This window comes from Pseudomonas fluorescens, from assembly GCF_002837185.1.
GTDB classification, from domain to species: domain Bacteria; phylum Pseudomonadota; class Gammaproteobacteria; order Pseudomonadales; family Pseudomonadaceae; genus Aquipseudomonas; species Aquipseudomonas fluorescens_AM.
In genome coordinates this window covers 132,583-151,457 of sequence record NZ_KZ477991.1, presented here as the reverse complement: position 1 = coordinate 151,457, position 18,875 = coordinate 132,583, and the positions used below count along the sequence as shown (strand labels likewise).

General features: G+C 61.4%; 17 protein-coding genes. 11 read left to right on the top strand and 6 right to left on the bottom strand.

From position 1 onward, the window contains the following. Nucleotides 1-4 precede the first annotated feature (4 nt). Nucleotides 5-1,084 (bottom strand): tRNA (uridine(54)-C5)-methyltransferase TrmA, encoded by a 1,080-nt coding sequence (trmA, locus tag CIB54_RS09100; RefSeq protein WP_101219589.1) that lies wholly within the window; start codon nucleotides 1,082-1,084, stop codon nucleotides 5-7. Further along, nucleotides 1,081-2,376, bottom strand: coding sequence for an NCS2 family permease (locus CIB54_RS09095; RefSeq protein WP_065952105.1), 1,296 nt, complete (start codon nucleotides 2,374-2,376; stop codon nucleotides 1,081-1,083). Before CIB54_RS09095 ends, trmA begins: the two co-directional genes overlap by 4 nt. 188 nt (nucleotides 2,377-2,564) lie before the next feature. On the opposite strand from CIB54_RS09095, the gene CIB54_RS09090 reads away from it, so the two are divergent. The 4 genes from CIB54_RS09090 to CIB54_RS09075 all read left to right on the top strand — a co-directional run bounded on the left by CIB54_RS09090 (nucleotide 2,565) and on the right by CIB54_RS09075 (nucleotide 6,798). Next, nucleotides 2,565-3,011 (top strand): DUF4879 domain-containing protein, encoded by a 447-nt coding sequence (locus CIB54_RS09090; protein WP_065952217.1) that lies wholly within the window; start codon nucleotides 2,565-2,567, stop codon nucleotides 3,009-3,011. Nucleotides 3,012-3,107: 96 nt separating this feature from the next. After that, nucleotides 3,108-3,632: a (2Fe-2S)-binding protein gene (locus CIB54_RS09085; RefSeq protein ID WP_065952106.1), complete on the top strand. Its 525-nt coding sequence runs from the start codon at nucleotides 3,108-3,110 to the stop codon at nucleotides 3,630-3,632. Then, nucleotides 3,629-4,618 (top strand): FAD binding domain-containing protein, encoded by a 990-nt coding sequence (locus CIB54_RS09080; RefSeq protein WP_101219587.1) that lies wholly within the window; start codon nucleotides 3,629-3,631, stop codon nucleotides 4,616-4,618. The genes CIB54_RS09085 and CIB54_RS09080 overlap by 4 nt, the downstream gene beginning before the upstream one ends. After that, nucleotides 4,615-6,798, top strand: coding sequence for a xanthine dehydrogenase family protein molybdopterin-binding subunit (locus CIB54_RS09075; RefSeq protein ID WP_101219585.1), 2,184 nt, complete (start codon nucleotides 4,615-4,617; stop codon nucleotides 6,796-6,798). The genes CIB54_RS09080 and CIB54_RS09075 overlap by 4 nt, the downstream gene beginning before the upstream one ends. A 130-nt stretch (nucleotides 6,799-6,928) precedes the next feature. Here the strand turns inward: CIB54_RS09075 and CIB54_RS09070 are convergent, their stop codons facing one another. Continuing rightward, nucleotides 6,929-8,179 carry an MFS transporter gene (locus tag CIB54_RS09070; RefSeq protein WP_065952109.1) on the bottom strand — a complete coding sequence of 417 codons (1,251 nt, stop codon included), beginning with the start codon at nucleotides 8,177-8,179 and terminating at the stop codon, nucleotides 6,929-6,931. Nucleotides 8,180-8,497: 318 nt separating this feature from the next. Between CIB54_RS09070 and CIB54_RS09065 the strand changes: the two genes are divergently transcribed. From CIB54_RS09065 to CIB54_RS09055, 3 genes are read left to right on the top strand one after another with little or no spacing between them, the layout of a single operon-like run. After that, on the top strand, nucleotides 8,498-9,937 hold the full coding sequence (locus tag CIB54_RS09065; RefSeq protein ID WP_065952110.1) for a cytochrome ubiquinol oxidase subunit I: 1,440 nt from the start codon (nucleotides 8,498-8,500) through the stop codon (nucleotides 9,935-9,937). Nucleotide 9,938: 1 nt separating this feature from the next. Beyond that, the gene (gene cydB / locus CIB54_RS09060; protein ID WP_065952111.1) at nucleotides 9,939-10,946 is read left to right on the top strand and encodes a cytochrome d ubiquinol oxidase subunit II; all 1,008 of its coding nucleotides are present in this window, start codon (nucleotides 9,939-9,941) and stop codon (nucleotides 10,944-10,946) included. A gap of 12 nt (nucleotides 10,947-10,958) precedes the next feature. Next, nucleotides 10,959-11,126, top strand: a complete 168-nt coding sequence (locus CIB54_RS09055; protein WP_065886906.1) for a DUF2474 domain-containing protein — start codon at nucleotides 10,959-10,961, stop codon at nucleotides 11,124-11,126. Nucleotides 11,127-11,198: 72 nt separating this feature from the next. On the opposite strand, the gene CIB54_RS09050 is transcribed toward CIB54_RS09055, so the two are convergent. Together CIB54_RS09050 and CIB54_RS09045 are read right to left on the bottom strand one after the other, a co-directional pair. Next, on the bottom strand, nucleotides 11,199-12,323 hold the full coding sequence (locus CIB54_RS09050; protein ID WP_101219583.1) for a methyltransferase: 1,125 nt from the start codon (nucleotides 12,321-12,323) through the stop codon (nucleotides 11,199-11,201). Nucleotides 12,324-12,465: 142 nt separating this feature from the next. Then, nucleotides 12,466-13,176, bottom strand: a complete 711-nt coding sequence (locus CIB54_RS09045) for a helix-turn-helix transcriptional regulator (RefSeq protein WP_101219581.1) — start codon at nucleotides 13,174-13,176, stop codon at nucleotides 12,466-12,468. Nucleotides 13,177-13,603: 427 nt separating this feature from the next. On the opposite strand from CIB54_RS09045, the gene CIB54_RS09040 reads away from it, so the two are divergent. Next, nucleotides 13,604-14,380: a ferredoxin--NADP reductase gene (locus CIB54_RS09040; RefSeq protein ID WP_101219579.1), complete on the top strand. Its 777-nt coding sequence runs from the start codon at nucleotides 13,604-13,606 to the stop codon at nucleotides 14,378-14,380. Nucleotides 14,381-14,420: 40 nt separating this feature from the next. Here CIB54_RS09040 and mscL read toward each other — a convergent pair whose 3' ends face one another. Further along, nucleotides 14,421-14,837, bottom strand: coding sequence for a large-conductance mechanosensitive channel protein MscL (gene mscL, locus CIB54_RS09035; protein WP_065952115.1), 417 nt, complete (start codon nucleotides 14,835-14,837; stop codon nucleotides 14,421-14,423). Between the two features lie 287 nt (nucleotides 14,838-15,124). Here mscL and katB point away from each other — a divergent pair, with 287 nt between their 5' ends. The 3 genes from katB (at nucleotide 15,125) to radA (ending at nucleotide 18,755) form a co-directional block, all read left to right on the top strand. Continuing rightward, nucleotides 15,125-16,666: a catalase KatB gene (gene katB, locus CIB54_RS09030; protein WP_101219577.1), complete on the top strand. Its 1,542-nt coding sequence runs from the start codon at nucleotides 15,125-15,127 to the stop codon at nucleotides 16,664-16,666. Nucleotides 16,667-16,803: 137 nt separating this feature from the next. After that, the gene (locus CIB54_RS09025; RefSeq protein WP_065952117.1) at nucleotides 16,804-17,352 is read left to right on the top strand and encodes an ankyrin repeat domain-containing protein; all 549 of its coding nucleotides are present in this window, start codon (nucleotides 16,804-16,806) and stop codon (nucleotides 17,350-17,352) included. A 35-nt stretch (nucleotides 17,353-17,387) separates the two neighbouring features. Then, a complete protein-coding gene (gene radA / locus CIB54_RS09020; protein ID WP_032884669.1) occupies nucleotides 17,388-18,755 on the top strand; it encodes a DNA repair protein RadA in 1,368 nt (455 codons plus the stop codon). Nucleotides 18,756-18,875 lie beyond the last annotated feature (120 nt).

Sequence of the window (18,875 nt, the reverse complement as noted above, 5' to 3'; positions counted from 1 at the left end):
AGATTTATCGACGGGTCAGCAATACACCCGATTCCATATGATGCGTCCACGGAAACTGGTCAAACATTGCACACCGGGTGATCCGGTGCGTGTCATGCAGTTGCGCAATGTTCGCCGCCAGCGTCTGCGGGTTGCAGGAGATATACAGGATGTTGTCGAAACGCCGGGTCAGTTCGCAGGTGTCCGGGTCCATGCCGGCGCGGGGCGGGTCGACGAATACGCTGCCGAATTCGTAGCTCTTCAGGTCGATGCCATGCAGGCGGCGGAACGGTCGCACTTCATTCAGCGCCTCGGTGAGCTCTTCGGCGGAAAGGCGCACCAGGGTGACGTTATCCACGGCATTTTCATCGAGGTTGCTCAGTGCCGCATTGACCGACGTCTTGCTGATTTCGGTGGCCAGCACCTTACGCACGCGGGTCGCCAACGGCAGAGTGAAATTGCCGTTGCCGCAGTACAGCTCCAGCAAGTCGTCCGGGCGATCGCCCAGGGCGTCGTACGCCCAATTGAGCATCTTCTGGTTCACCGTGCCGTTGGGCTGGGTGAAGGCGCCTTCGGGCTGGCGGTAGCTGAACGTGCGGCCACCGACCTCGAGTTTCTCCACCACGTAATCGCGGCCGATCACATCGCGCTTGCCCTTGGAGCGGCCGATGATGCTCACGTCCAGCTCAGTCGCCAGTTGGTTGGCGGCGGCGTGCCAGTGCTCGTCCAGCGGGCGGTGATAGCACAGGGTGATCATCGCGTCGCCGGCCAGGGTGGTCAGGAACTCCACCTGGAACAGCTTGTGGCTCAGGGCGGCGCTGGCTTGCCAGGCGGCCTTGAGCTGCGGCATCAATTGGTTGATGCGTTGGCTGGCAATGGGAAACTCTTCAATGAGGATCGGCGTGCGCTTGTCGTCCTGGGCGAACATCGCGTAGTGGCGTTCCCCGCCTTCGCGCCACAGGCGGAACTCGGCGCGCAGGCGGAAGTTCTGCAGCGGCGAATCGAAGACCTGCGGTTCGGGCGCGTCGAAGGGTGCCAGCAGGTCACGCAAACGCGTGACCTTGTCTTGCAGTTGAACGGTGTAGTGTGCGGCGTCGAAAGTCATGCGTTGAACCAGCCCAGCTTGATCACGAACAGAATCGACAGAATCACCAGTGCCGGGTTCAGCTCACGGTAGCGGCCCGAAAGCAGCTTGATGGCGGTCCAGGCGATGAAACCGAAGGCGATGCCGTTGGCGATGGAGTAAGTGAACGGCATCGCCAGGGCGGTGATCACCACCGGCGCTGCCACGGTAATGTCATCCCAGTCGATTTCGGCCAGGCCGGACGTCATCAACACCGCCACGAACAGCAGCGCCGGCGCGGTGGCGAAGGCCGGTACGCTGGCCGCCAGGGGCGAGAAGAACAACGCCAGCAGGAACAGGAGCGCAACCACGATGGCGGTCAAGCCGGTACGGCCACCGGCGCTCACGCCGGCGGCGGATTCGATGTAGCTGGTGGTGGTCGAGGTGCCCAGCAGCGAGCCGGCCATGGCTGCTGTACTGTCGGCGATCAGCGCACGGCCCATTTTCGGCATATGGCCGTCCTTGCCCATCAGGCCGGCGCGCTTGGCGACGCCGATCAGGGTGCCGGAGTTGTCGAACAGGTCGACGAACAGGAAGGCAAAGATCACGCTGACCAGGCCGATATCCAGCGCGCCCTTGATGTCCAGCTGCAGGAAGGTCGGGGCCAGTGACGGCGGCATGGAGGTCACGCCGCCAAACGGGGTGACGCCCAGCAGGATCGAGACAATGGTCACCGCCAGGATGCCGATCAGCACGGCGCCGCGCACTGCCAGGGCTTCCAGCGCGACGATCAGCACGAAGCCCAGGGTCGCCAGGATCGGCGCCGGTTGTTTCAGGTCGCCCAGGCCCACCAGCGTGGCCGGATTGGCGACCACGATACCGGCGTTGTGCAGGGCGATCAGCGCCAGGAACAGGCCGATACCGGCGGCAATCGCCGAGCGCAGGGGCAGGGGTATGCTGTTGATGATCCACTCACGGATACGGAAGATCGACAGCAGGAAGAACAGCACCGCCGAAATGAATACCGCCCCCAGCGCAACCTGCCAGGTGTGGCCCATGTGCAGCACCACGGTATAGGTAAAGAAGGCGTTGAGGCCCATGCCCGGTGCCAGGGCGATCGGGTAGTTGGCGATCAGGCCCATCACGGTGGAACCGATGGCCGCCGCCAGGCAGGTCGCGACAAACACTGCGCCTTTGTCCATGCCGGTTTCGCCGAGGATGCTCGGGTTGACGAACAGGATGTAGGCCATGGCCAGGAATGTGGTGATACCCGCGAGAATCTCGGTGCGCACATTGGTGTTGTGGGCTTTGAGTTGAAACAGCTTTTCCAGCATGCCGGCTCCCTGTGACGCTATCTTGCGTCGTGATTTGTTGACCTCTAAGTCAAAGCACAAACTGCGCCAAGCGCCTGTGGTTTCAGAGAGGATCGGAAAAAGCGGCGCATCATACCAGCAGCCGAGGCTGTATGGCGCATGGCCTTGAGGCATACTGCGCCGACGTTCAACAGCAGGTCATCGACAGCATGAAAAAAGCCAACGTGTGGAGTCTAGCGCTGATCGCCAGTATCAGCCTGTGGCTGGGCGCAGCACCGGCGTGGGGCGCGACTGCACCGGCCTTGAGCGAGGTGCGGGTGTTCAAGGTCGAGTCGGCGAAGTGCAGCGAGGCCATCCCGGAGCGCGTGCAGACCACTCAGATGTGCGAGCACCGCGGGCCCACCAAAGTCTCAGTGATGGAAGTCGGCCTGGGCAATAGCCCGATGGGACGCTTCAACGGCGCAGAGTTGAACGGGCAACGCACGGCGGTGTGCCAGGTGGGAAACATCAGTCAGGCCTGCAACGGGGCAGGCACGCTGATGGGCTACATCTATGTGTTCGACCTTAACGTGCAGGCCCAGGGTTGGTTCGAATTCACCAATACGTCAATCAATCCCCCGCAAAACACCCTGAGAACCCAGCTCAATATCCACTGATCAATCATCTTGAACGCTCAAAACCCCGGGAAGTCGTACCCCTGAGACGGCGATTTTCCTGAACGCCGCGGATGTAGACCAACCCGTGAGGTGTTTATGAGCGCGACCCCCAATGGCGCGGCGGCCCAGCCGTACGTTGCCCACCCGATACGCTTGACCCTCAATGGCCAGGATCGCCAATTGAGTGTGCTGCCCTGGACCACCTTGCTGGACCTGCTGCGCGAACAACTGGACCTGGTCGGCAGCAAAAAGGGCTGTGACCACGGCCAGTGCGGTGCCTGCACCGTCTTGCGTGACGGCAAACGCGTAAACGCCTGCCTGACCCTGGCCGTGATGTGCGACGGCGCCGAGCTGACCACCATCGAAGGCCTGGCCGATGGCGACCAACTGCACCCGATGCAGCAAGCCTTTATCAAGCACGATGCCTTCCAGTGCGGCTACTGCACCCCCGGCCAGATCTGCTCGGCGGTCGGCCTGGCCAACGAAGGCCGCGCCCACGACAGTGCGCAGATCCAGGAACTGATGAGCGGCAACCTTTGCCGCTGCGGCGCCTACAGCAATATCCGCGACGCCATTGAAGAGGCGCTGCCGGCGTGCGGCAACCGGGGAGGTGAGCAATGAATCCGTTCCATTACAGCAAGCCGGCCGATGTGCACGAGGCGGTCCACCTGAGCAGCGCGGCGTCACGCTTCATTGCCGGCGGCACCAACCTGCTGGACTTGATGAAAGAGAACATCAGCCGCCCCGAGCACCTGATCGATATCACCGGATTGCCGCTGCGCGCCATCGAAGAAACCGCTGAGGGCGGCCTGCGTATCGGCGCGCTGGTCAGCAATGCCGACCTGGCCTGGCACCCGCTGATCGAGCAGCGTTACCCGTTGCTGTCCCAGGCCATCCTGGCCGGGGCCTCGCCGCAACTGCGCAACATGGCCAGTACCGGTGGCAACCTGCTGCAGCGTACCCGCTGCTACTATTTCTATGACGCCACGGTGCCGTGCAACAAGCGTGAGCCCGGCAGCGGCTGCCCGGCACGCACCGGCTTGAATCGCATCCACGCGATCCTTGGCGCCAGCGAGCAATGCGTCGCCACCCACCCCTCGGACATGTGCGTAGCCCTGGCAGCGCTGGAGGCGCGGGTGCATGTGCAAGGGCGCGGCGGGGCGCGGGTCATCGAGTTTGCCGACTTCCACCGTCTGCCGGGTGATGCGCCGCAACGGGACAACCAATTGGCCGATGACGAACTGATCACGGCCGTGGAATTGCCTGCCGATAACCTGGCTCGCCACAGTCACTACCTGAAGATCCGCGACCGCGCGTCCTATGCGTTTGCGCTGGTGTCGGTTGCCGCTGCCCTGGAGCTGGACGGCGACGAGATCATCGACGCCCGCCTGGCCCTGGGCGGTGTGGCCCACAAGCCCTGGCGTGACCGTGCGGTGGAGGCTTCGCTGATCGGCCGCCCAGTCAGCCGCGAAACCTTCAGTAACGCCGCCGATGCCCTGCTGCAAGATGCCGAGCCGCTGCAACACAACGGCTTCAAGATCAAGCTGGCGCGCCGCGCAATCATTCGAGCACTGAGCGACGCTGCGGTCGCGGGAGAACAGCCATGAGTGCCATCGGCAAACCCCTGGACCGTGTCGACGGTCTGCTCAAGGTCACCGGCAAAGCACGCTATGCCGGGGAATTTCCCGAGGACGGCCTGCTGCATGGCAGCGTGGTATCGAGCACCATCGCCAAAGGCCGGGTCATCCGCATCGATGCCTCCAAGGCCCTGGCGCTGCCAGGCGTGGTGGACGTCATCGATCACCTCAATCGCCCCCGGATCGCCAGCTACGACGATGCCTTCGCCGATGCGGATGCCGCCGACGGCTCGCCCTTTCGCCCGCTCTACAACGACCGCGTGCTCTACAGCGGACAGCCGCTGGCGCTGGTGATCGCCGATAACCTGGAGCTGGCGCGGCATGCCGGCTCGTTGGTGGAGATTGAGTACGCGCGCGAAGACTTCGAAACGGACCTGATCACCCAGCAGGAATCGGCCCACCCTTCGCCGCAGACCCCGCCCGGCCCGCGTGGCAACTTCCAGGCCGAATGGGCTGGCGCCGCCATCAGCCTCGATCTGCACTACAGCACGCCCATCGAACACCATAACCCGATGGAACCCCACGCCAGCACCGTGCTGTACCAACCGGACGGCACGTTGCATATCCACGACAAGACCCAGGGGCCGCAGAATTGCCAGGCCTATGTACAGAAAGTGTTCGGCCTGGATAAAAGCCAGGTGCGCATCTTTGCCGCGTTTGTCGGCGGTGCCTTTGGTTCGGGCCTGCGCCCGCAGTACCAATTGCCGCTGGCGGTGATGGCATCACTGGCACTGAAGCGTTCGGTACGCGTCACCCTGACCCGCCAGCAGATGTTCACCTTCGGCTACCGCCCTCGCACCTTGCAGCGCTTGCAGATGGGCGCCGCCGCCAACGGGCGCCTGCTGGCCCTGGGGCATACCGCAGTCGGCCAGACTTCACGCTTCGAGGATTTCAGCGAACACGTGGTGGAATGGAGCGGCATGCTCTACCACTGCGATAACGTGCAGTTGACCTACAACCTGGTGCCGCTGGATGTATTCACCCCACTGGACATGCGTGCTCCAGGCGCGGCCCTGGGCGTGATCGGCCTGGAATGCGCCATGGATGAACTGGCCTGTGCCCTGGCCATCGACCCGGTGCAACTGCGCCTGATCAACTACGCCGAGCGTAACCAGAACGAGGACAAACCCTGGTCGAGCAAAGCCCTGCGCGAATGTTACAGCGAAGGCGCCGAGCGTTTCGGCTGGAGCCAGCGCAACCCCGAACCGCGCAGCATGCGCGACGGCCGCCAGTTGATCGGCTGGGGCATGGCCGGCGGGGTGTGGGAAGCCATGCAGATGAAAGCCAGTGCCAAGGCGCGCATCGCCAGCGACGGCAAACTCACCGTCAGCAGCGCCACCACCGATATCGGTACCGGCACCTACACTGTGATGACCCAGATCGCAGCCCAGGCCAGCGGCGTGGCGATGGCCGATATCAGCTTCCTGCTGGGCGATTCGTCCTTGCCCACGGCGCCATTGCAGGGCGGCTCGTTTACCGTGTCGTCCGTCGGTACTGCCGTGCAGCAGGCCTGTGAAGCCCTCAATGCCAAACTGCTGGAAACCGCCCGGCAGGTTTACCCGGTGTTCAAGGACGCCCAGTCCGTTCGCTTCGAAGAGGGCCAGTTGCATACCGGTGACGTGAGTGTGTCGTTGGCCCAGTTGGTCAAGGACAGCGGTGAGGACGCGCTGGAGGTGCAGATAGACAGCGAGCCCGATAAGAAGCGCGAGGGCTATGCCAGCGCCACCCATTCGGCGGTATTCGTCGAAGTGCGCGTGGACGAGGACCTGGGCACCATCAAGGTCAGCCGCGTGGTCAGCGCCATTGCGGCCGGGCGTGTGGTCAATCCGAAAATGGCGCGCAGCCAGATCCTCGGCGGTGTGGTGTGGGGCATAGGCATGGCGCTGCATGAAGAGACCCAGGTCGACCATCAACTGGGGCGCTACATGAACCACAGCCTGGCCGAGTACCACATCCCGGTGAATGCCGATATCGGCGAGATTGACGTGTTGTTTGTCGAAGAACACGACGAGATCGTCAATGCGCTGGGGTCCAAGGGCGTAGGAGAGATCGGCATTGTCGGGGTGGCGGCGGCGGTGGCGAATGCCATCTATCACGCCACTGGCAAACGGGTCCGGGAGTTTCCGATCACCCTGGACAAGGTGCTCTAAAAGACAGCGCGTAACCCATGTGGGAGGGGGCTTGCCCCCGATGACGGTGTGTCAGTCGACGCTGATGCGACTGATCTACCGCTATCGGGGGCAAGCCCCCTCCCACATTTGACCTTATTGTCATCGCGGGTCAGGCGGTGGTTTTCAACACAGGCTCTTCCACCGGAACATGCATACGGTCGCGATTGGCCAGGGTCGGGAACAGCTTGATCCACACCCCGGTCACCACCAGCGTGCCAATCCCGCCCATGACCACCGCAGGCACAGTGCCGAACCAGTGCGCGGTGATGCCCGATTCGAACTCACCCAATTGATTGGATGCACCGATAAACAAGCCGTTGACCGCACTCACCCGGCCGCGCATTTCATCCGGCGTTTCCAGTTGCACGAACGAAGCCCGGATCACCATGCTGATCATGTCCGCCGCGCCGAGCACCACCAGCACCGCCAGGGAGAACCAGAACGAGGTCGACAGCCCGAACGCGATGGTCGCCACGCCGAACACGCCGACCGCGGTGAACATGACGCGACCGACCTTGCGGTCCACCGAAAAACGCGCCAGCCACAGTGACATCAGCAGCGCCCCCACCGCCGGTGCCGAGCGCAACAGGCCCAGGCCCCAGGGGCCGGTCAACAGGATGTCCTTGGCGAACACCGGCAATAGCGCGGTGGCGCCGCCCAACAGTACGGCGAACAGGTCCAAGGAGATGGCGCCGAGGATGTCCGACCGGCTGCGGATAAAGCGAATCCCGGCGAGCAGCGAGTCGAGGGTGGCCTTGCCTTTGTTCAGCGGCGTCTGGCGGGCCGGCAGGTTCAAGGTCAGCCCGCAGGCGATCAGGTACAGCACCACGGTCGGGCCGTACACCCAGACGCTGCCGAACGCATAGAGCAAGCCGCCGAGGGCCGGGGCGACGATGGTCGCCAATTGCTGGGCCGATTGCGACGAAGCCACGGCCCGAGGGAACAGCGCGCTGGGCACGATACTCGGCAGCATTGCCTGGGTGGTGGGCATTTCGAATGAACGCGCGGCGCCAAGCAGGAAGGCGAGGACGAAGATCATCTCGCGGGTCACGTTGCCGGTCAGCCCGCCGATGGCCAGGGACAGGGCAATCAGCGCCTGGACGGTCTGGCAGATGGCGGCGACTTTGCGTCGCTCATAGCGATCGGCCACATGCCCGGTGTGCAGCATGAACAGCACGCGCGGCACGAACTCCACCAGGCCGACCAATCCCAGGTCCAGCACATTGCCGGTCAGTTGATAGAGGTTCCAGCCGATGGCCACGGTCAGCATCTGGAAACCGCTGGCGGTAAAGATCCGCGCCAGCCAGAACGCGATGAAAGGACGGTGGTGACGTAACAGCAACGCGGGTTCACTAGGCATTGGGCGTACAGGTCGGTGCCGAAGGGAGCGTCGAGATTAGCATTATGTTGTAACAAAGAGTTGCAATAACCTCGGTGAGGCAAGCTGTCACGCGGCAAAACACCACACAACTGCCCATCGAAAATGGGACTACTCTTTCAACGATGCTTGATCCAGATCAACGCCCGCTCCGGGATTGCTCTGGTGGCCGAAAGGCCAGACTCCCTGCGTGACGGGTAAAAAAAGAAACGAATTGAAATTCGCCACACTCCATATCCGTGGGGGCAGTGGGTGCAGGCTCCGAGCCCGCAGCCGGTATTACCTGACAGAGGAAGACTTATGTTCGGTTTGGAGGCGCTAGATCTCGCCCGAATTCAATTTGCGTTCACCATCTCGTTTCACATCCTGTTCCCGGCGATCACCATCGGCCTGGCCAGTTACCTTGCGGTGCTGGAGGGCTTGTGGCTCAAGACCCGCAACGACACCTACCGTGACCTCTACCATTTCTGGTCGAAGATCTTTGCCGTCAACTTCGGCATGGGCGTGGTCTCCGGCCTGGTCATGGCTTACCAGTTCGGCACCAACTGGAGCCGTTTTTCGGACTTCGCCGGCGCCGTCACCGGGCCGCTGCTGACGTATGAAGTACTCACCGCGTTCTTCCTCGAAGCCGGTTTCCTGGGGGTAATGCTGTTTGGCTGGAACAAGGTGGGGCGCAACCTGCACTTCTTCTCCACCGTGATGGTGGCGATCGGTACGCTGATCTCGACGTTCTGGATTCTCTCCTCCAATAGCTGGATGCAGACGCCGCAAGGCTTTGAAATCGTCGATGGCCGTGTGATTCCGACCGATTGGTTCGCCGTGGTCTTCAACCCCTCATTCCCCTACCGCCTGGCGCACATGGCCACCGCTGCCTTCGTGGCCACCGCGTTCTTCGTCGGTTCGTCGGCGGCCTGGCATTTGCTGCGCGGCAAGGACAACCCGGCGATCCGCAAAATGCTCTCGATGGCGATGTGGATGGCCTTGATCGTTGCGCCCATTCAGGCGGTGATCGGCGACTTCCACGGCCTCAATACCTTGAAGCACCAACCGGCCAAAATCGCCGCGATTGAAGGTCACTGGGAAAACATCGGCAATGAACCCACGCCGCTGATCCTGTTCGGCTGGCCGGACATGAAGGCCGAAAAAACCAAGTATGCGGTGGAAATCCCCTACCTGGGCAGCCTGATCCTGACCCACTCGCTGGATAAACAGGTGCCGGCGCTCAAGGACTTCCCGCCTGAAGACCGTCCCAATTCGACCGTGGTGTTCTGGTCGTTCCGGGTCATGGTCGGCCTGGGTTTCCTGATGATCTTCACGGGCTTGTTCAGCCTGTGGCTGCGCCGTGGCGACAAGATGTACACGTCCAGGCCGTTCCTGTACCTGGCGTTGTGGATGGGCCCGTCCGGTCTGATCGCGATTCTCGCCGGCTGGTTCACCACCGAAATCGGCCGCCAGCCGTGGGTGGTCTACGGGCTGATGCGCACGGCGGATGCCTCTTCCGGGCATAGCCTGGCGCAGATGACCATCACCCTGGTGCTGTTCGTGGTGGTGTACTTCGCGCTGTTCGGCGCGGGCCTGGGTTACATGATGCGACTGGTGCGCAAAGGGCCTGTGGTTTACGAGGTCACCGAGCCGACCCAGGGTGGACCTGGCCAGAAACGTACCCCGGCGCGTCCGTTGTCCGCTGCCGATGATGGCACCGATAACGACCACGACGACATCCAGCACAAGGGGCATTGAGATGGGCATTGATCTTCCGCTGATCTGGGCCGTGATCATCATCTTCGGCATCATGATGTACGTGGTGATGGACGGCTTCGACCTGGGCATCGGCATCCTGTTTCCGTTCGTGAAGGGCAAGACCGACCGCGACGTCATGATGAACACCGTGGCGCCCGTGTGGGACGGTAACGAAACGTGGCTGGTATTGGGCGGCGCGGGCTTGTTCGGTGCATTCCCGCTGGCCTACTCGGTGGTGTTGTCGGCGTTGTACCTGCCGCTGATCCTGATGTTGATCGGGCTGATCTTTCGTGGCGTGGCCTTCGAGTTCCGCTTCAAGGCCAAGGACCATAAGCGTCACTTGTGGGACAAGGCGTTTATCGGCGGCTCGCTGACGGCCACGTTCTTCCAGGGCGTGGCGTTGGGGGCGTTCATCGATGGTATTCCGGTGGTCAACCGCCAGTTCGCCGGCGGCTCGCTGGACTGGCTGACCCCGTTCACGATGTTCTGTGGCGTGGCGTTGATCGTGGCGTATGCCTTGCTCGGCTGCACCTGGCTGATCATGAAGACCGAAGGCAAGTTGCAGGAACAGATGCACAACCTGGCGCGCCCGCTGGCCTTCGTGGTGTTGGCGGTAATCGGTATCGTCAGCCTGTGGACGCCGCTGACCCATTCGGACATCGCCGCGCGCTGGTTCACCCTGCCGAATCTGTTCTGGTTCCTGCCCGTGCCGCTGCTGGTGCTGGTGACGATGTACGGGTTGTTCCGCGCCGTGGCACGCCGTGCGCACTACACGCCATTCCTGCTGACGCTGGTATTGATCTTCCTGGGTTACAGCGGTCTGGGGATCAGCCTGTGGCCGAACATCATTCCACCGTCGGTGTCGATCTGGGACGCCGCCGCGCCGCCGCAAAGCCAGGGCTTCATGCTGGTGGGCACCTTGTTCATCATTCCGTTCATCCTGGGCTACACCTTCTGGAGCTACTACGTGTTCCGCGGCAAGGTCACCCATGAAGACGGTTATCACTAGGAGGGTCGCAGCATGGCGGGCAAACCTTCGTTGCACGATATCGAACAGGCCGAGAAACAGCCGCTGTGGCGGCGCCTTGGATGGCTGGCGATGATCTGGACTGGCAGTGTGCTGGCCCTGTTTATCGTCGCCAGCCTGATGCGCATGTTCATGAACGCGGCCGGCCTGACCACCCACTGACATCCCTATCCGGGCCTTGCGGCCCGGTTTTTTTGAGTCCTGCTCTTCTTACTGGAAGGGTGGGGCTTTTTTTTATTTGCGCGCCTTGAGAATGACGAACTTGGGTGTGGCCGCCACTTGTTCGACGCCGCGAAACAGGCGCGCCAATTTGCTGTGATAACCCAGGTGACGGTTACCGACGATATACAGCGCGCCACCCACCACCAGCGCCTCGCGCGCCTGCTGGAACATGCGCCAGGCGAGAAAGTCGCCCACCACCTGCTGCTGGTGGAACGGCGGATTGCACAGCACCACGTCCAACGACTGCGGGTCCTGGCCGGCCAGGCCGTCATCGGCGCGCACGATGACATCCCGTCCGCCCAGCGCGGCCTGCCAGTTTTCGGCGGCTGACTGCACCGCCATGAAGGACTCGTCCACCAGGGTGTACTGCGCGTCAGCATTTTGCAGCGCGCTGGCAATTGCCAGTACGCCGTTGCCGCAACCAAGGTCGGCCACGCGGGCGCCGCCCAGGTTGTTCGGCAGGTGCGGCAAGAAGGCGCGCGTGCCGATGTCCAGGCCTTCGCGGCAGAACACGTTGGCATGGTTGAGCAATTCGATGGCCGGGGTATCCAGCGAGTAGCGGGTAGGGTAGGGCGATATGGGCGCGGGGCGATCCGCGACGGTGGCGATCAGCAGCCGGGCCTTCTTTGCCGCAAGCGTGGCATGCATCGGCCCGATATAACGCTCCAGCAGTTCACCGGCGGCGCGTGGCAAGTGTTTGATCATCGCCCCGGCGATCACTTCGGCGCCCGGTGCCAGTTGCCCCTGCAGACGAATCAACTGTTCTTCCAGCAGCGCCAGGGTCTTCGGCACACGGAGCAACACCCGATCGAACGGCCCGACCGGCACTTGGCTGGCCGGTACGAACCTTACCGCATCAAAGGCTTTACCGTTGCGCACCAGGTTTTTTCCCAGGCCTTGGGCGGCGAGGAACGAGTCCCCGCTGGAGGTCACCTGCACCTGGCCTGCAAGGCTGGCCGCGAGGGCGCCGAAGCTGTCATTGAGTACCAGCACACGGGTTTGCGCAGGGGGTTGCTGGCCGGCGAGGTGGTTGAGCAGGTATTCGTCGGCGGCATCGAAGGCTTGCAGCGGATCATTGTGTTGCTCGGGCTGACGGATCAAATCGAGCTGGGCGAAGGGGCTGTCAAGCAGGGGCATGGCGGGGGAGGCTCTGGGTAATCGACGGAACCGTCTGAGTGAACGGCGAGGCAACCTGTGAAAGGGCAGCATCAACACTCAGAATGGGCCGCAAATGTTACTTTTTTTTCAACGCGATGACATGCGCTGTTTCTTGTGCGGGTTAAAACAGCCCTGCTTTAGAGGCGCTGAGCACAGCCTGGATCTTGTTGTGCACCCCAAGCTTCTTGAAGGTGCTGCTGATATGAAAGCCCACCGTACGCTCGGACAGGCAGAGAATAGCCGCGATCTCGGAAGCGGTCTTGCCCATGGCGGACCACTTGAGGACCTCCGTTTCCCGTGCGGTCAGCTTGCTGGGCGTGGTGATATGGGCTTTGTCGGCGTATTTTTTTGCAACGACTGCATGCATCGCATGGCACAGCCACAACACCTGCCCGGCTTTTTCGTAAAGCTCTTCGGGGCTGACCTCGCCTTTGCCACGCGTCAGCGTGAGCATGCTGTACACACCTTGGAAATCATGGACCGCCTGGGTCCAGCCCAAGTGCACCCCAAACGACTGGGCCAACTCCCACAACTGGGGGGTACTGCTGAACGTTTTCGGGTCCCAGACAATGGGCAGGACACTGTTCTTACAGTGGGATACAACAGGGTCTATATCGAAGAAATGCGCTCGTTTGTAAATATTTCTCCATTCACTCGGATGGTTATCAAGATGTATGGGGTCTGTTTGGTTGCTTGGAGCTTGAGAACTCATCGTAAATGAGCAATGTTGGAATCCTAATTCATACGTGTGATTGACGACCATTTCAAACACGCTGGTGATTTCGCTCTCGCCCTCAAGCTTGGGCAGCCGTGTATTGCGCCATTTGACCATCGATTGCTCTCCATAGGTTTTCGTGTGACTTGGGTACGTCCTGATCCCAATGCGACTTGAATGGAAAGTGTAGGATAAGTCTTACTTGTGAGGCTGAAAAAAAACTCCTTGACTGCCTTGGGTCAGGCTGTAACAGCGTGGACAAGGACTGGGCTTTAGTCGGACATATGGAAGAGAGCGCAGTTTTTCAATCATTTACGAATGATGTCAAAGTGACGCTATCGGTACGTTCGCCTTCGTGTTGTTGCTTATTGCGGGCGTATTGATAGCGAAATGTTTAGTTCGGTGTTGGGACGCTTTTTGTCACCGATTGTTACCCGCCTGACAGGGCCGTCGACTCGGTTGACTGTAATGCCATTACCAATCAACGGTGTTTGCGCGGCGCGCTTTGAGAGACACTACGGCCCTGTGCAAAACGGAGCCCCCCATGACGGCCAGTGCTGAGAAATTTACCCGCCAGACCTTGCTCGATGTGCAATCGCTGACCCCCAGCCTTTTTACCCTGCGCACCACGCGTGATGCCGGTTTTCGCTTTACCGCCGGCCAGTTCGTGCGTCTGGGCGTCACCAAGGCGGATGGCAGTACCGTGTGGCGCGCCTATTCCATCGTGTCGTCGCCGTTTGACGAATACCTCGATTTCTTTTCCATTGTGGTTCCAGGCGGCGAGTTCACCAGTGAGTTGAGCCGCCTGAAAGTCGGCGATACCTTGCTGGTGGAGCGCCAGGCCACGGGCTTTCTGACGCTGAACCGCTTTGTAGACGGGCGTGATCTGTGGCTGCTGGGCACCGGCACCGGGGTGGCACCGTTCCTGTCGATCCTGCAGGATTTCGAGGTGTGGGAGAAATTTGAACGTATCGTTCTGGTGTACAGCGCACGCGAGGCCAGGGAACTGGCATACCAGACGCTGATCAAGGACCTGGGCGAGCGCGAATACCTGGCCGAATACGCCCACAAGCTGATCTACATCCCTATCGTCACCCGCGAGCGGCATCCGGGCGCATTGAACGGGCGTATCACCACCTTGATCGAGAACGGGGAGCTGGAGCGCGCGGCCGGCATCGCGTTGACGGCGCAACACTCCCGCGTGCTGATTTGCGGCAACCCGCAGATGGTCGATGACACGCGCCAGTTGCTCAAGCAGCGCGACATGCAACTGAGCCTGAGCCGACGCCCGGGCCAGGTGGCGGTGGAAAACTACTGGTAAAAAAAAGGCGCCTCACGCGGCGCCTTTTTGCATCTGCGGGTCAGAGCGGTTTGTCGTTCTGTGCCTTGAGCAGGTCGCGGATCTCGCCCAGCAGCACCTCTTGCTTGGTCGGCGTCGGTGGAAGCGTCGGGGCTACGGCCTCTTCGCGCTTGAGGCGGTTGATCGCCTTGACACCCATGAAGATGGCGAAGGCGACGATCAAGAAGTCGACCACGCTCTGGATGAACTTGCCGTATGCCAGCACCACGGCGGGTGCATCGCCTTGCGCGGCTTTAAGCGTGATTGCCAGGTCGCCGAAGTCCACGCCACCGATCAACAGGCCGAGCGGCGGCATCACCACGTCCCCTACAAACGAGGAAACAATTTTGCCGAACGCGGCGCCGATGATGATACCGACGGCCATGTCGACCACGTTACCTTTGACCGCGAAGGCCTTGAACTCACTGATCACGCCCATAAGTTATTCCTTGTTACAGATGAAAAGGGTGGAAGTCAGTGTAAGTCAGTCGTAGCGGGCTTGCGCGACACAACCTTTAACACTGTTGGTTTTAATCGACACATTAAAACGCAATTAGTTTGCAAAGTGCCACCAATCGCGCGCGAAATACGGCGAATTTCAGCGGGTTACCAGATTTTTTTCTCAATCGGGCCTGTGGTGTTTTTCTATTTATCTTCTGACCCGCAGGTCACTAGCCTCTGGCAAGCACAACTGAATGTGCACTAAAAAAACCAGAGGAAACCTTGATGAACCCTTCAATCAATCGCAGGCCCGTGTCGGCACGCCAAGCCTTGGCGTTGGTGACCGCCAGCCTGCTGACCCTCTCCGTGCAAGCCGCCAACCTGACCCGTGACAACGGCGCCGCCGTTGGCGATAACCAGAACTCGCAGACGGCCGGCGCCAATGGCCCCGTGCTGCTGCAGGACGTTCAATTGATTCAGAAGCTGCAGCGCTTCGACCGCGAACGTATCCCCGAGCGTGTGGTGCATGCCCGTGGTACGGGCGCCCATGGCACCTTCACCGTGACCGACAACCTCAGCGACCTGACCAAGGCCAAGGTATTTGCCGCCGGTGAAGCCACGCCGGTGTTCGTGCGTTTCTCGGCCGTGGTCCACGGCAACCATTCCCCGGAAACCCTGCGCGACCCACGGGGCTTCGCCACCAAGTTCTACACCGCCGAAGGTAACTGGGATCTGGTCGGTAATAACTTCCCGACGTTCTTCATTCGCGATGCCATCAAGTTCCCGGACATGGTCCACGCCTTCAAACCGGACCCGCGCACTAACCTGGACGATGACTCGCGTCGTTTCGACTTCTTCTCCCATGTTCCAGAGTCCACTCGTACACTGACCGAGTTGTACTCGGACTCCGGCACACCGGCCAGTTATCGGGAGATGGACGGCAACGGCGTACATGCCTACAAGTTGATCAACGCCAAGGGTGAAGTGCACTACGTCAAGTTCCACTGGAAGAGCCTGCAAGGCATCAAGAACCTCGACCCCAAGCAAGTCACCGACGTGCAAGGGCGTGACTACAGCCATATGACCAATGACCTGGTCACCCATATCAACAAGGGCGACTTCCCCAAGTGGGACCTGTATGTGCAGGTGTTGAAACCTGAAGACCTGGCCAAGTTCGATTTCGACCCGCTGGACGCCACCAAGATCTGGCCGAATGTGCCGGAGCGCAAAGTCGGGCAAATGGTGCTCAACCGCAACCCGGCCAATGTTTTCCAGGAAACCGAACAAGTGGCGATGGCCCCGGCCAACCTGGTGCCGGGTATCGAGCCGTCGGAAGACCGCCTGCTGCAAGGTCGGGTGTTCTCCTATGCCGACACACAAATGTACCGATTGGGCGCCAATGCCCTGCAACTGCCGATCAACGCTCCACGGGTCACCGTCAACAACGGCAACCAGGACGGCGCGTTGAACGTCGGCAAGACCACCACTGGCGTGAACTACCAGCCAAGCCGCCTGTTGCCACGTGAAGAGCCGCAAACTGCGCGCTACAGCCAATCGCCGCTGTCGGGCAGCACCCAGCAGGCGAAGATCCAGCGTGAGCAGAACTTCAAGCAGGCCGGCGACTTGTATCGCTCCTACAGCAAAAAAGAGCGTCAGGACCTGATCGACAACTTCGGTGGCTCGTTGGCGAGCACCGATGATGAGAGCAAGCACATCATCCTGTCGTTCCTCTACAAAGCCGATCCGGAATACGGCACTGGTGTGGCCAAGGTGGCCAAGGGTGACTTGGCGCGTGTGAAAGCACTGGCTGACAAACTGAGCGACTAACCGCGCCCTCCTGTAGGCGCGAGCTTGCTCGCGAAGAACTCAAAGGCAACGCATTTATCCAGGATGCACGCGTTATCGTTGACGGCTTTTGCGAGCAGGCTCGCTCCTAAAGGGGGTCTTTCTCAAGGATTTTGATCATGCGTACGTTCATATGGGCACTGCTGGCCTGCTGTTCGTTCAGTGTGCTGGCCGAACAACCCCCATCCAATGACCCTGGTGCGCTCAAGGCGCAGCTTCAGGACTATTATTTCGACGCCGCCCGTCGTGGCGACCTCGACATGCTCAACACGTTCATCGAGTCGGGCTACGCCCTGAATACTCAGGACGACAAGGGCTACACCGCCTTGATCCTCGCCGCCTATCACGGCCAAAGCGCCTACGTTGAGCGCCTGTTGGCCGCCGGCGCCGACGCCTGCGTGCAGGACAAGCGCGGCAACACCGCGCTGATGGGCGCGATTTTCAAAGGCGAACTGAAAATCGCCCAGCGTTTGCTGGCCACCGACTGCAACCCCGACCAACGCAACGGCGCGGGGCAGACCGCCGCCATGTACGCCGGGCTGTTCAAACGCGTCGAACTGCTGGGCGAACTGAAGGCCAAAGGCGCCGATCTCAACGCCGAAGACCCTATCGGCAACACGGCCTCGCGCTTGGCCAACGGCGAAATCCGGACCCCGGCGCCGCGCTGAGCTATCATCGCGGTTTTTCGGTTGGAGGTTCTTCAATGGCAAAGGCCAAGCGCATGTACGGCTGCACGGAGTGCGGCGCGACCTTTCCCAAATGGGCGGGCCAGTGCGGCGAGTGCGGTGCGTGGAACACCCTGACTGAAACCATGATTGAAAGCGGTGGCGCCGCAGCCCCCACCGGCCGCGCCGGCTGGACCGGGCAACAAGCGCAGATCAAGACCCTGGCCGAAGTCAGCGTCGAAGAGATCCCGCGCTTCTCCACCGCCTCCGGTGAGTTGGACCGGGTATTGGGCGGTGGCCTGGTGGACGGCTCGGTCGTGCTGATCGGCGGCGACCCGGGCATCGGTAAATCCACGATCCTGCTGCAAACCCTGTGCAGCATCGCCAGCCGCATGCCGGCGCTGTACGTCACCGGGGAAGAGTCCCAGCAACAAGTGGCCATGCGCGCCCGTCGCCTGGGCCTGCCCCAGGACCAACTGCGGGTCATGACCGAAACCTGCATCGAAAGCATCATCGCCACGGCGCGCATCGAAAAACCCAAGGTCATGGTGATCGACTCGATCCAGACGATTTTCACCGAGCAACTGCAGTCAGCGCCTGGCGGCGTATCCCAGGTGCGTGAAAGCGCGGCGCTGTTGGTGCGCTATGCCAAGCAGAGCGGCACGGCGATCTTCCTGGTCGGCCACGTGACCAAGGAAGGCGCGCTGGCCGGGCCGCGAGTGCTGGAACACATGGTGGATACCGTGCTGTATTTCGAGGGTGAATCCGATGGCCGCCTGCGGTTGCTGCGGGCGGTGAAAAACCGCTTTGGCGCGGTGAACGAGTTGGGTGTGTTTGCCATGACTGACCGGGGGCTGAAAGAAGTCTCCAATCCGTCGGCGATCTTTCTCACCCGCGCCCAGGAAGAAGTCCCAGGCAGCGTGGTGATGGCGACGTGGGAAGGCACCCGACCGATGCTGGTGGAAGTCCAGGCGCTGGTTGATGACAGCCATCTGGCCAACCCGCGACGGGTCACCCTCGGCCTGGACCAGAACCGCCTGGCCATGCTGTTGGCGGTGTTGCACCGCCATGGCGGTATTCCGACGCACGATCAGGACGTCTTCCTCAACGTGGTGGGCGGGGTCAAGGTATTGGAGACCGCTTCCGACCTGGCGTTGATGGCGGCGGTGATGTCCAGCCTGCGCAACCGGCCACTGCCCCATGACTTGCTGGTGTTTGGCGAGGTAGGGTTGTCGGGCGAAGTGCGCCCGGTGCCCAGTGGCCAGGAACGCTTGAAAGAGGCGGCCAAGCATGGCTTCAAGCGGGCGATCGTGCCCAAGGGCAATGCGCCGAAGGAAATGCCGCCAGGATTGCAGGTGATCGGGGTCACGCGCCTGGAACAGGCGCTGGATGCGTTGTTCGAGTAATCACCAACACCGCAAAACCAATGTGGGAGGGGGCTTGCCCCCTATGGCGGCAGGTCAGTCAATCTATCAGCGCCTGACACACTGCTATCAGGGGCAAACCCCCACCCACATTTTGCCCTG

Excerpts from the sequence above, each read along its gene's own strand:
- trmA (WP_101219589.1), bottom strand. The coding sequence starts at position 1,084 with ATGACTTTCGACGCCGCACACTACACCGTTCAACTGCAAGACAAGGTC.
- CIB54_RS09095 (WP_065952105.1), bottom strand. The coding sequence starts at position 2,376 with ATGCTGGAAAAGCTGTTTCAACTCAAAGCCCACAACACCAATGTGCGC.
- CIB54_RS09090 (WP_065952217.1), top strand. The coding sequence starts at position 2,565 with ATGAAAAAAGCCAACGTGTGGAGTCTAGCGCTGATCGCCAGTATCAGC.
- CIB54_RS09085 (WP_065952106.1), top strand. The coding sequence starts at position 3,108 with ATGAGCGCGACCCCCAATGGCGCGGCGGCCCAGCCGTACGTTGCCCAC.
- CIB54_RS09080 (WP_101219587.1), top strand. The coding sequence starts at position 3,629 with ATGAATCCGTTCCATTACAGCAAGCCGGCCGATGTGCACGAGGCGGTC.
- CIB54_RS09075 (WP_101219585.1), top strand. The coding sequence starts at position 4,615 with ATGAGTGCCATCGGCAAACCCCTGGACCGTGTCGACGGTCTGCTCAAG.
- CIB54_RS09070 (WP_065952109.1), bottom strand. The coding sequence starts at position 8,179 with ATGCCTAGTGAACCCGCGTTGCTGTTACGTCACCACCGTCCTTTCATC.
- CIB54_RS09065 (WP_065952110.1), top strand. The coding sequence starts at position 8,498 with ATGTTCGGTTTGGAGGCGCTAGATCTCGCCCGAATTCAATTTGCGTTC.
- cydB (WP_065952111.1), top strand. The coding sequence starts at position 9,939 with ATGGGCATTGATCTTCCGCTGATCTGGGCCGTGATCATCATCTTCGGC.
- CIB54_RS09055 (WP_065886906.1), top strand. The coding sequence starts at position 10,959 with ATGGCGGGCAAACCTTCGTTGCACGATATCGAACAGGCCGAGAAACAG.
- CIB54_RS09050 (WP_101219583.1), bottom strand. The coding sequence starts at position 12,323 with ATGCCCCTGCTTGACAGCCCCTTCGCCCAGCTCGATTTGATCCGTCAG.
- CIB54_RS09045 (WP_101219581.1), bottom strand. The coding sequence starts at position 13,176 with ATGGTCAAATGGCGCAATACACGGCTGCCCAAGCTTGAGGGCGAGAGC.
- CIB54_RS09040 (WP_101219579.1), top strand. The coding sequence starts at position 13,604 with ATGACGGCCAGTGCTGAGAAATTTACCCGCCAGACCTTGCTCGATGTG.
- mscL (WP_065952115.1), bottom strand. The coding sequence starts at position 14,837 with ATGGGCGTGATCAGTGAGTTCAAGGCCTTCGCGGTCAAAGGTAACGTG.
- katB (WP_101219577.1), top strand. The coding sequence starts at position 15,125 with ATGAACCCTTCAATCAATCGCAGGCCCGTGTCGGCACGCCAAGCCTTG.
- CIB54_RS09025 (WP_065952117.1), top strand. The coding sequence starts at position 16,804 with ATGCGTACGTTCATATGGGCACTGCTGGCCTGCTGTTCGTTCAGTGTG.
- radA (WP_032884669.1), top strand. The coding sequence starts at position 17,388 with ATGGCAAAGGCCAAGCGCATGTACGGCTGCACGGAGTGCGGCGCGACC.